Origin of the sequence: Aquabacterium sp., from assembly GCF_035476535.1 — a bacterium.
In the GTDB taxonomy this organism is placed as follows: Bacteria; Pseudomonadota; Gammaproteobacteria; order Burkholderiales; family Burkholderiaceae_C; genus Pseudaquabacterium.
Map to the genome: position 1 here is coordinate 17,957 of NZ_DATILJ010000012.1, position 11,468 is coordinate 29,424.

General features: G+C 70.8%; 10 protein-coding genes. 7 read left to right on the forward strand and 3 right to left on the reverse strand.

Annotated elements, in window-relative coordinates; all coding sequences use genetic code 11:
• The first annotated feature begins 46 nt into the window (after positions 1–46).
• The 7 genes from VLK61_RS01120 to VLK61_RS01150 are packed head-to-tail and all read left to right on the forward strand — an operon-like array spanning position 47 to position 9,037.
• Positions 47–2,083: a two-component system sensor histidine kinase NtrB gene (locus tag VLK61_RS01120; RefSeq protein ID WP_325417409.1), complete on the forward strand. Its 2,037-nt coding sequence runs from the start codon at positions 47–49 to the stop codon at positions 2,081–2,083.
• 46 nt (positions 2,084–2,129) lie between these two features.
• Positions 2,130–2,807: a response regulator transcription factor gene (locus VLK61_RS01125; protein ID WP_325417411.1), complete on the forward strand. Its 678-nt coding sequence runs from the start codon at positions 2,130–2,132 to the stop codon at positions 2,805–2,807.
• Positions 2,804–6,079: a transporter substrate-binding domain-containing protein gene (locus tag VLK61_RS01130; RefSeq protein WP_325417413.1), complete on the forward strand. Its 3,276-nt coding sequence runs from the start codon at positions 2,804–2,806 to the stop codon at positions 6,077–6,079. The genes VLK61_RS01125 and VLK61_RS01130 overlap by 4 nt, the downstream gene beginning before the upstream one ends.
• Positions 6,080–6,121: 42 nt before the next feature.
• Positions 6,122–7,087: a thiamine-phosphate kinase gene (gene thiL, locus VLK61_RS01135; RefSeq protein ID WP_325417428.1), complete on the forward strand. Its 966-nt coding sequence runs from the start codon at positions 6,122–6,124 to the stop codon at positions 7,085–7,087.
• On the forward strand, positions 7,084–7,620 hold the full coding sequence (locus VLK61_RS01140; RefSeq protein ID WP_414636736.1) for a phosphatidylglycerophosphatase A family protein: 537 nt from the start codon (positions 7,084–7,086) through the stop codon (positions 7,618–7,620). The genes thiL and VLK61_RS01140 overlap by 4 nt, the downstream gene beginning before the upstream one ends.
• Complete coding sequence (locus VLK61_RS01145; RefSeq protein ID WP_325417417.1) at positions 7,617–8,108, forward strand: CinA family protein; 492 nt, start codon at positions 7,617–7,619, stop codon at positions 8,106–8,108. Before VLK61_RS01140 ends, VLK61_RS01145 begins: the two co-directional genes overlap by 4 nt.
• Positions 8,105–9,037 carry a 2-hydroxyacid dehydrogenase gene (locus tag VLK61_RS01150; RefSeq protein ID WP_325417418.1) on the forward strand — a complete coding sequence of 311 codons (933 nt, stop codon included), beginning with the start codon at positions 8,105–8,107 and terminating at the stop codon, positions 9,035–9,037. The genes VLK61_RS01145 and VLK61_RS01150 overlap by 4 nt, the downstream gene beginning before the upstream one ends.
• A 63-nt stretch (positions 9,038–9,100) precedes the next feature.
• On the opposite strand, the gene holA is transcribed toward VLK61_RS01150, so the two are convergent.
• From holA to VLK61_RS01165, 3 genes are all read right to left on the reverse strand, one after another.
• A complete protein-coding gene (holA, locus tag VLK61_RS01155) occupies positions 9,101–10,201 on the reverse strand; it encodes a DNA polymerase III subunit delta (protein WP_325417420.1) in 1,101 nt (366 codons plus the stop codon).
• A 3-nt stretch (positions 10,202–10,204) separates the two neighbouring features.
• Complete coding sequence (lptE, locus tag VLK61_RS01160) at positions 10,205–10,699, reverse strand: LPS assembly lipoprotein LptE (RefSeq protein WP_325417422.1); 495 nt, start codon at positions 10,697–10,699, stop codon at positions 10,205–10,207.
• Position 10,700: 1 nt separating this feature from the next.
• Positions 10,701–11,468 (reverse strand): class I tRNA ligase family protein (locus tag VLK61_RS01165; protein ID WP_325417424.1); only part of this gene is annotated, 768 nt, incomplete at its 5' end.

Genomic DNA, 11,468 nt, shown 5'->3' on the forward strand with positions numbered 1-11,468 from the left:
CTGCGTAGCTGTTTCACCCTGGGCCGGCGGAATACTGGCCCGCACGATGAGGGCCGACTTGCCACGCCTGAACACCGATCGGCCGGGTCGCCGGCTGCCGCGTGCGCTGCTGTGGGCCGCGCTGGTGGCCTTGCTGCTGGTGGCGCAGACGCTGCTGGTGGCACTGACCGTCAGCTATGAGTCCAGCCGTGCGCAGGAGCGCGCCGACGAAGCGGCCACCCAGGCCGCCGGCGAGATCCGCCAGCGCGCGCAGACCTTGCTGCAGGGTCTGCAGGCGCTGCAGCAGCGCGCCGGCGAATCGCTGGAGTGGCGCCTGGAAGCCGGCACGCTGATGCGCAGCCACCGCGAGATGGCCCGCATCGAACGTCGCGATGCGCAGCTGCGCACGATTGCCGCAGTGGATTCGCCGTTTCGTGATCCGCTGTTCGCCCGCTGGCCGCGCGCCGAGATGGAGCTGGAGACCGAAGTGGCCTGCAGCGCGGCCCGGCGTTCGATGACCCCGGTGTTCTCGCGCAGCCAGTTCGTGCCGCAGCCCGGTGGTCTGGGTGTCGAGATGGTCGATGTCTGCGTGCCGTTGCAGGACGCCGGCCAGCATGTGGGTTACGGCGTGGCCAGCATCGTGCTGTCGTCGCTGCTGGAAGAGCTGCGCCATGCCGACTGGGCACGCAGCCATGAACTGTCCTTCGTCGAAGCCGACGGCACCCGCCTGGCGCGCGCCGGGGCCGTGCGCGGGGCCGGCGTCTACGTGGCCGAACGGGTGGTCGACCTGGCCGGCACCAGCCTGCAGTTGCGGGTGGATGCCGCGCAGCGCCGGCCCAGCCTGATCCCGAACCTCGCCACCGCGCTGGTGCTGGGCCTGTCGCTCGGGCTGTTCGCGGTGGTGCTGCTGCTGGTGCGCGATGGCCGCCGCCGCGCGCGCGCCGAAGACGCGCTGGCCGAGGCGCTGGCCTTCCGCCGTGCGATGGAAGACTCGCTGCTCACGGGCTTGCGCGCTCGTGACCGCGACGGCCACATCGTCTACGTCAATCCGGCTTTCTGCCACATGGTGGGCTTCAGCGCGCAGGAACTGCAGGAGTCCAGCGTGCCGCTGTACTGGCCGCCCGAACAGATCGAGGCCTACCAGCACCGGCAGGCCGAGCGCCTGGCCCCCGGTGCGGGCGAACCGTCCCGCGAAGGCTACGAGACCGTGTTCATGCGCAAGAACGGCGAACGCTTTCCGGTGATGGTCTACGAAGCGCCGCTGGTCGACCGCGTGGGCGCCCACACCGGCTGGATGGGGGCGGTGCTGGACTTGTCGGCGCAGCGCAAGGTCGAAGACCTGTCGCGCCAGCAGCAGGAGCGCCTGCAGGCCACGGCGCGGCTGGCCAGCGTCGGTGAGATGGCGTCGCTGCTGAGCCATGAGCTGAACCAGCCGCTGGCGGCGATTGCCAGCTACGCGACCGGCTCGCTGAACCTGATCGAGGAACCGGCCGAAGACACCTTGCCGATGGTGCAGCAAGCGCTGCAGCGCATCGCTGAACAGGCCGAACGGGCCGGCCGCGTGATCAAGAGCGTGCACGACTTCGTGCGCCGTCGCCACCAGGCGCATGAGGTCATTGCCGCCGACGCGCTGATCGATTCGGTGCTGCCGCTGATCCGGCTGCAGGCCCGCAAGAGCGGCGCGCGCATCGAACTGGACATCGCCCAGCCGGTGCCGCGGGTGAAAATCGACCGCACCATGCTCGAGCAGGTGCTGCTGAACCTGGCCCGCAACGGCCTGCAGGCGATGGAGCGCGACACGCCGCTGGAGCGCCGCGTGCTGATCCTGCGGGTGCAGCTGGTGCAGCAGCGCTGGGCCGCGTTCTCGATCGTCGATGCCGGTCCGGGCATCGCCGCCGAGGTCGGCCAGAAACTCTTCACGCCCTTCTTCACGACGCGCGACGAGGGCATGGGCCTGGGCCTGTCGCTGTGCCGCACGGTGGTGGAACAGCATGGCGGCGCGATCGACTACGAGAACCTGCCGCGGCATGCGGACGGCTGGACCGGCACCGTGTTCCGTTTCACGCTGCCGCTGGCCGTCACGCGGGCCAGTGCGATCGCCTGAGTCCTACGTCCGGGCGCCAGGCCCGGCGTGTACCATCGCTGGCATCATGGTGACGCAGCCGGGCTCTTCGTCCTTCGATGCCGCTCCGCTCGGCATTCCGGTGGTCTATCTGGTCGATGACGAGCCGGTGGTGCGGGACGCGCTGGCTTGGCTGTTGCGCTCGCGGCGCCTGCTGTCCGAAGGTTTTGCGCATGCCGATGCCTTCGACACCTGGCTGCAAACACGCGATGTGATCGGCGGCTGGCCCGATTCGCCGTCCTGCCTGCTGCTCGACGTGCGCATGCCCGGCACCAGCGGGCTGGTGCTGTTCGAGCGGCTGATCGAGCGTGGCCTGATCGAGCGGCTGCCGGTGATCTTTCTCACCGGCCATGGCGATGTGCCAACGGCCGTGGCCGCGGTCAAGCGCGGCGCTTTCGACTTCGTCGAAAAGCCGTTCTCCGACAACTCGCTGGTCGATCGCGTCGAACTGGCGCTGGAGCGCAGCGGCGACGCCATTCGCCAGCGCAAACGGCGGCTGCAGGTGGCGCGCTCGGTGGCCGAACTCACCGACCGCGAGCGCGACGTGATGCAACGCGTGATCGCTGGCCTGCCGAACAAGCTGATCGCCGACGAACTGGGCATCAGCGTGCGCACAGTTGAGGTCCACCGCGCGCGCCTGTTCGACAAGATGAACGTGCGCTCGGCCGTTGAGCTGACCAACCTGCTGCGCGAGAACTCCGCTTGAGCAGGCCAGCGGCCGCGTTGCGCCGATGCGCGGGCTGCTGGGCCGGCCTCTGGGCGCTGCTGTTGCTGCAGGGCTTGCTGGGCTTCGGCGGGCCGGCCTGGGCTGCCGACGCGGTCGAGCCGAGCTATCGCTTCCGCGTGCCGCCCGGCAAGACCGTGGTGCTGCCCGGGCGCGATTTGCTCGATGCGGCCGAGCGCGACTTCATCGCCCAGTTGCCCGAGCTGCGGGTCGGGCTGAACCTGCCGGACAACCGGCCGTACGAAGTGATCAGCGCCGATGGCGAGATCAGCGGCATCCAGATCGAAATCCTCACGCACATCGCGCAGGCCCTGGGCCTGAAGCTCAAGCCGGTGGTGCTGTCGAGCTTTCCGCAGGCGCTGGCGGCGCTGCGCGACCGCGAGGTGGACGTGATGGCCAGCGTCGGCTACGAACCCTCGCGCGAGGCCTACATGAGCTTCACGCTGGGCACCGCGCCCAACCCCGGCGCGATCATTGGGCGCGCGGCCGACCCGCGCTTCACCAACGAGCCCTCGCTGAACGGCCACCGCGTGGCCATCGAAAAAGGCTACGTCACGCAGTACTACGCGCGACGCCTCTACCCCGAGGTGCTGATCGCTGATCAGCCGGACACGGCGCATGCGCTGCGCGCAGTGGCCATCGGCGAGGAGGATTACTACTTCGGCAGCCTGCTGATGGCGATGGACCGCATCCAGCGTGATGCGGTGACCGGCCTGGAGGTCAAGAAATCGCTGGTCTATGCCACTGGCCAGATGCACTTCGGCGTGCGCAGCGACTGGCCCTTGCTGGCCCGGGCCCTGAGCAAGGGCATCGCCGCGCTACGCTCGGGGCCGATGCCGCAACTGGATGCCGCACTGCAGGCCCTGGGCTCGCAGCGGCAGGAGCTGCCGCAGGTGCTGAAACTGGCGCGCGGCGAGCAGCGGCAACTGGCCGGCCGCAGCGTGTTGCGGTTGGGTGCCGTGCGCGGCCTGACCTTGCTCAACGAAGCCCTGCCCAGCGGGGGCCATGCCGGCATTGCCGCGGACTATGCCGCGCAGGTGGCGGCCCGGCTCGGCGTGGCGATCGACGTGGTGCCCTTCGACAACGTCGGTGCGATGCTGGATGCGCTGCGCGGAGGGACGATCCACATCGTGCCCTTCCTGACCCGCACCGAAGCGCGCGCGCTCGAGTTCGTCTTCTCGCAGCCCTACCTGGAGATGCCGTACATGATCGTCGCGCGCAGCGACGCGCCGCTGTACTGGGGGCTGGACAGCCTGCGCGGCAAGCGCCTGGCGCTGGCGCCTCAGCACCCGCTGCGTGACCTGCTGGCCGAGCGCTACCGCGAGATCCAGGTGATCGATGCGCTGAACGGTGACGACGCGATGGACCGCGTGGCCCGCGGCGAGGCGGATGCGGCGGTGGAAGTGAAGCTGTTCGCCAACATGCGCATCAACGGCGACAGCGGCGGCCGCTTGCGCGGCGTCGGGCCGGTGGAACAGCTGCCGGCGCAGTTCCGCTTCGCCACCTCGCGCGAAGCAGCGGCGCTGATGCCCTTGATCGACCGCGCGCTGGCCGACATCCCGCTGGACGAGCGCGACCGGCTGTTCCGTCGCTGGGTGGCGATCGATTTCGCGCCGGCCTTCCCGTGGCGGCGCTACCTGCCGCTGCTGGCCACCGCGGGCGGCGCGCTGCTGCTGCTGGTGAGCGCCAGCGTCTGGTGGATGCGCCGGCTGGCCCGCGAAGTGCAGGAGCGCACGGCCGCCGAAGAACGGCTGCGCGACGTCACCGATGGCCTGCCTGGCCTGGTGTTCCAGTACATCAATGCGCCCGACGGCCGGCTGGAGGAACGCTTCATCAGCGCGCCGGTCGAAAGCTTCCTCGGTCCCGGGCTGCAGCGCGGCAGCAGCCTGGTCGACGCCGTGGCCAGGCGCATGCTGCCAGATGAGGCGCGCAAGCTGCTCGCGGCACGTTCTGCGAGCCTGGCGACAGGCCAGCCCTTCAAGGAAACCCTGCGCTACAGCGACCCGCGAGGCGGTGAACGCTGGTTGCACTGCGAAGCCATCCCGCGCGCGCTGCCCGATGGCCGCATGGCCTGGACCGGTTACGTCGTCGATGTGTCGACCGAGCGTGCGCTGCAATCGCAACTGCTCGGTGCCATGCAGGCCCAGAACCTGTTCGTGGCCAGCGCCAGCCATGAGCTGCGCGCGCCGCTGCAGGCCGTCACGCTGGCGCTGCAGGGCCTGGGCGACAGCCGGCTCGACGCCGCGCAACGACGGTTCTGGCGCGTGGCCAGCGATTCGTCGTCGTCGCTGGTGCAACTGATCGACGATGTGCTGGACCTGGCTCGGCTGGAAGCGCGCCGCCTGGTGCTGCAGCCGGCGCCGGTGGATCTGCAAGCGCTGTTGCGGCAGCTGGTGGAAAACCACCGCCTGGCCGCCGACGCGCGTGGCCTGCAGATGCACCTGCACTGGGACGATCAGATACCGCGTTACCTGATGATCGACAGCCTGCGCATGCGGCAGCTGCTGGTCAACCTGGTCAGCAATGCCGTCAAGTACACCCAGCAAGGCAGCGTGACGGTGGTGGCGCAGCGGCAGCTGGAGCCAGGCCAGGCGCCGGACGGCGACAGCCTGCTGCTGCGCGTGCAGGACACCGGTATCGGCATTCCCGCGGAGCGGCAGCATGCGTTATTCGAGCCCTTCGAAACCCTGCACCATCCCACTTACGCGCCGGCCGAAGGCAGCACCGGCCTGGGCCTGGCGATCTGCAAGCGCCTGGTCGACGCGATGGGCGGCCGCATCACGCTGCACAGCGTGCCGGGGCAGGGCACCGAGGTCAGCGTGGTGCTCCCGATGCCGGCCGAGGCCGAGGCCGACGCCCCGCCGGCCCGCGTGGCGGCCGCGCCGGGGCCGGGCGCCGTGCTGCTGGTCGACGATGACGAAGTCAGCCGCGTGCTGATGGCCAACATGCTGCGCATCGATGGCCAGCAGGTGCTCGAGGCCGGCACGGTGGCCGCGGCCCTGCAGCGCTGGCAGGCCGGCGGCGTGGCGCTGCTGATCAGCGACCGCCACCTGCCCGATGGCGACGGCCTGGATCTGCTGCGCCGCGTGGCCGACGAAGCGCGTGCCGCGGGCGACGCGGTGCGGCTGGTGCTGTGCAGCGGCAGCGAGCCAGCCGCGACCGACAGCCTCGGCGATGTGGCCGCGGTATTGCGCAAGCCGGTGACGGCGGCCGCGCTGCGGCAGCAGCTCGTCGGGCTGGTGCCGCCGGGCTGAAGAACAGCTGCCGAACGCTGCGCGACAATCCCGCGCATGGCGCTGGGCGAGTTCGATCTGATCAAGCAGTACTTCACGCGGCCGGTGCGGCGCGCCGTGCTGGGCATCGGCGACGATTGCGCGCTGCTCGCGCCGACCCCTGGCATGCAGCTGGCCGTGTCCAGCGACATGCTGGTTGAGGGCCGGCACTTCCTGTCGACGGTCGCACCACAGCGCCTGGGCCACAAGGCGCTGGCGGTGAACCTGAGCGATCTGGCCGCCTGCGGTGCACAGCCGCTGGCCTTCACACTGGCGCTGGCGATGCCGCGCGTCGACGAGGCCTGGCTGGCCGGCCTGGCCGAGGGCCTGTTTGCGCTGGCCGACCGGCACGACATCGAGCTGGTCGGCGGCGACACCACCGCCGGGCCGCTGAACCTGTGCATCACCGTGTTCGGCGAAGTCCCGCCCGGCCGGGCCCTGCGGCGCGACGGTGCGCGCGCCGGCGACGCGCTGTGGGTCAGCCACCCGGCCGGCGGCGGCATCGGCGATGCCCGGCTGGCGCTGGAAGTGTTCCGCGGCCAGGTGGCCTTGCCGGGCGATAACTTTGAATCGGTGCGTCAGGCGATGGAGTGCCCGCAGCCACGGGTGGCGCTCGGCCTGGCGCTGCGGGGCCTGGCGACCAGCGCGATCGACCTGAGCGACGGGCTGGTCGGCGACCTGCGGCATGTGCTGCAGCGGTCCGGCGTCGGCGCCTGCATCGAGGTCGATGCCGTGCCGGTCAGCGACGTGCTGGCCCGCCAGCCGCTGGCGCTGCGGCGCGAGTGCACCTTGGCCGGCGGTGACGACTACGAACTGCTGTTCACTGCCCCCGCCCATGCGCAGGCCGCCGTGCTGGCCGCGGCGGCGCAAGCCGGTGTCGCCGTGAGCTGCATCGGCCGCATCGAGGCCGAGGCCGGCCTGCGCTTGCGCGATGGCCGCGGTGAGTTCCTGGCGGCCCTGCCGCGTGGCTTCGACCACTTCAGCGGATGAGCACCATGGCGCCCCGCCGCGTCAGCTGGCGCTTCATGCTGGGCCACCCGGCGCGCTGGGTCGCGCTGGGCGCCGGCAGCGGGCTGTCGCCGCGGGCACCCGGCACCGTGGGCACGCTGTGGGCCTGGGCGGCCTTTGTCGTGCTCGACCGTTGGCTGGACGATCGGGCCTGGGGCCTGCTGCTGCTGTTGTCGCTGGCGCTGGGCTGGTGGGCCTGCACCCGCACGGCGCGTGAGCTGGCGGTGGCCGATCCCGGCGCCATCGTCTGGGACGAGGTGATCGCGTTCTGGCTCGTGCTGTGGCTGCTGATGCCGGCCGGCCTGCTGCTGCAGGCCACGGCCTTCGGCCTGTTCCGCTTCTTCGATGCCGCCAAACCCGGCCCGGTGGGCTGGGCGGACCGGCTGTACAAGCTGCGGCCGGGCGAGGCCATCGGCTGGCGCCAGGGCTGGGGCATCCTGTTCGACGACCTGGTGGCGGCGCTGTGCACGCTGCTGGTCCTGGCGCTGGGCGGAACGCTGTGGAGGGCGATGTGAATCACGATGACGCGGTGGATCAGTCTGTGCGGCAGCTCGCCGATGCGCTGCGCGCGCGCGGCCAGCAGTTGTGCACGGCCGAGAGCTGCACCGGCGGCCTGATCGCTGCCGCCTGCACCGAACTGGCCGGCTCCAGCGACTGGTTCGAGCGCGGCTTCGTCACCTACAGCAATGCCGCGAAGACGGAGGCGCTGGGTGTACCTGCGGCGGTGATTGCAGAGCATGGCGCCGTCAGTGAAGAGGTGGCGCGCGCGATGGCGGCCGGCGCGCTGGCCCATGCGAAGGCGCAGTTCGCGGTGGCCGTCACCGGCGTCGCCGGACCCGCCGGCGGCACGGCCACCAAGCCGGTCGGCCTGGTGTGGCTGGCCTGGGCCGGGCCGGCCGGTGTGCAGGCCGAGCGCCACCAGTTCAGCGGCGACCGCGCCGCCGTTCGCCAGGCCACGGTGCGCTGTGCGCTGCAGGGGCTGCTGGCCCGGGTGCGGGCATGAACATCCTGTTGGTCGGAACTTGGGAGGATGCGGAACGCGACGCCTGGGCCGCTGCGCTGAGCGCGGCGATGCCGCAGCATCGCCTGCTGCTGGCGCGCGAGCCCGCCACGCCCATTGCCGCGGCGGTCGTCGCGAATCCCCCGCCCGGCAGCCTGCAGGGCCTGCCCGGGCTGCGCCTGATCCAGTCCTTGTGGGCCGGCGTCGACCGGCTGATGGGCGATCACACGCTGCCGTCCGGTGTGCCGATTGCCCGCATGGTCGACCCGGCGATGAACAGCGCGATGGCCGAGACCGCGCTCTGGGCCGTGCTGTCGCTGCACCGCGGGTTTTTCCAGTATGCGCAGCAGCAGCAGCGCAGGCTGTGGCAGGTGCTGCCGCAGCGCCGCGCCGACGAGGTCAACGTGCTGGTGTTGGGCCTGGGCCAGATGGGGCGCGCCGCCGCGCAGCGCCTGCAGCAGCAGGGCTACTGCGTCGCGGCCTGGCGTCGAGAGGAGGGCGCCGGCGAGCCGGGGCTGGTAGTGCACAGCGGCATGCCGGCGCTGCAGGCCGCCTTGCCCGCGGTGCAGGTCGTCGTCAACCTGCTGCCGCTAACGCCTGAAACGCGCAGCCTGCTGGGCGCCACTTTCTTTTCGCGCCTGCCCCAAGGCGCCGCCATCGTCAACCTGGCGCGCGGCGCGCATGTTGTCGATGCCGACCTGCTCGCCGCGCTGGACAGCGGCCGCGTCGGCCATGCCGTGCTGGACGTCTTCCAGACCGAACCGCTGCCGCCCGAGCACCGCTACTGGTCGCATCCTGGCGTCACGCTGCTGCCGCATGCCGCGGCGCAGACGGACCTGCGCAGTGCTGCGGGCATTGCCGCGGCCAACATCGAGGCGCTGGCGGCCGGCCGGCCTTTGGCGAACCTGGTCAGCAGCGAGCGCGGGTACTGATCGCGACGGGGCGCGGCGTGCCTGCTGGGTGGCCGTCCGGTTGGCGGTATGGGTGGTCGCACATCACTGCGCTTCCAGCGCCAGCCGCATCAGCACCGGCGCCTTGCCGCGCGGTGCGGGCGGCGTCGCCAGGTTCTGCGTCAGCAGCAGCGCCAGGCGGCGCAGGGCATCCCAGGGCTCCAGCGGCCAGCCGGGGTGCTTCAGGCCCTTGATGACGCCATCGCAGACGCTGGCCGCTTCGACCAGGTGCGCCACCTGGTGCTCGGCCAGCAAGGGCACGGCGCGCTCGAACAAGCGCTCCTTTGCGCCCCACACCCGCGCTTCGCGCAGCGCCATCGCCAGCGGCTTGCCGGCGATCACTGCGTCCTTGGCGGACTTCAGCGCCAGGATGTCGCTGGCCAGCGTCCAGTGCACCAGCACGGCAGCTTCACCTTCGGCGCGCAGGCCGTCGAGCATGCGCAGCACGCGCGGCACCTGGCCGGCGAGCACTGCTTCGCCGAGCTTGAACACGTCGTAGCGCGCGACGTTCAGCACAGCCGCTTCGATCTGCTCGAAGCTCAGCACGCCGGCCGGGTACAGCAGCGCGAGCTTCTGCAACTCCTGGTGCGCGGCCAGCAGATTGCCTTCGACGCGGTCGGAGAAGAAGGCCAGCGCGTGCTGGCCGGCATCGCCTTCGGCCACCGATTGGCCTTGCCGCGCCAGGCGTTGCGCAATCCACTGCGGCAGCGCGCGCCGCTCTACCGGGTCCACGCGCAGCATCACGCCGGCGGCGTCGAGCGCAGTGAACCAGGCACTCTGCTGCTGCTGGCGATCAAGCCGCGGCAGGTGCACGAGGGTCACCAGGTCGTCGGACAACGCGGCGCAATACCGCTGCAAGGCCTCGGAGCCGTCCTTGCCGGGTTTGCCGTTCGGGATGCGGATCTCGATCAACTGGCGCTCTGCGAAGAGGCTCATGGCTTGTGAAGCCCCGAGCAGGCCAGACCAGTCGAAATGCGCACCGCTGACGGTAAAGACCTTGCGTTCGCTGTAGCCGGCCGCACGCGCCGCGCTGCGGATCGCGTCGCCGGCTTCCTGGGCCAGCAAGGGTTCGTCACCATGCACCGTGTAGACCGGCTTCAGGCCCCGCTGCAGCTGGCTGTCGAGCTGGTCACTGCGTACTTGCATGGTTTATCCCGCTGGCTTTTTCAGCTGCGCGATGCGGCGCATCAGCTGCAGCACGATGTCGGACTGCATGGCCTGGTACAGCTGCGCCTCTTCCTGTTCCTTGGCCAGCGCGAAGGTTTCGCTGTAGGTCATGTCGCGGGCCAGCTGCAGCGCGGTTTCACCGATCAGTTCACGGCCGGCCGGGCTGGTCAGGCGGAAGTCGAAACGCACGCGCAGCTGCACGCCGCGCACCTGGCCGGCGGCGGTGGAGGCGTTGACGCTCTTTTCGCGCCGGTCGAGCACGGCTTGCAGCACGGCTTCGGCCTGCGCCACGTCCTCTACCACCTGCACAGTGGGCGCCAGCGTGCGGCGCAACTCTTCCAGCAGCGGTGAGCGCGGCGTGAAACCCTGCAGGGCCAGGCGCGAGAACGGCAGCTGCGGCGTGCGGCGCAACTCGAAGCCGCAGCCGGCCAGCGCCAGCGGCGGCAGGCTCAGCAGCAGCGTGCGGCGGGTGAGCACGTCAGACAACGACGTTGACGAGACGGCCCGGCACGACGATGACCTTCTTCGCTGGCTTGCCTTCACCGAACTTGGCGAATTCCGGCGAGGCCAGTGCGGTGGCTTCGATCGCCGGCTTGTCGGCCTGCGCGGAGACGGTGATGCTGCCGCGCAGCTTGCCGTTCACTTGCAGCGCCAACTCGATCTGATCCTGCACCAGCGCGGCCTCGTCGACCTGCGGCCAGGGTGCGTCCAGCAGCACGCCATGCTGCGCGGCGAAGCCCAAGGCGTCCCACAGCCCATGCGCGATGTGCGGGCAGGCCGGGTACAGCGCCCGCAGCAGCACCGAGGCGCCTTCACGCAACACGGCATCCGCGGCGGCACTGCCATCGCCCTTGAAGGCATCGAGCGCATTGAGCAGCTTCATCGCACCGGAGACCACGGTGTTGTACTGCATGCGCTCGTAGTCGTAGCTGACCTGGCGCAGCACGCTGTGCACCTCGCGGCGCAGGGCCTTGGCGTCGGCCGGCAGATCGGCCGGCACGGCAGTGGCCGCCGCGCGGATGGCGTCGGCCCGCTTGACGCCGAAGCCCCACACGCGGCGCAGGAATCGCTGCGCACCTTCCACGCCGGCGTCGTTCCACTCCAGCGTCTGCTCGGGCGGCGACGCGAACATCACGAACAGCCGCGCGGTGTCGGCGCCGTACTGGTCGATCAGCGCCTGCGGGTCGACACCGTTGTTCTTGGACTTGGACATCGTCGTCCAGCCCTCGTAGACCACCGGCTGGCC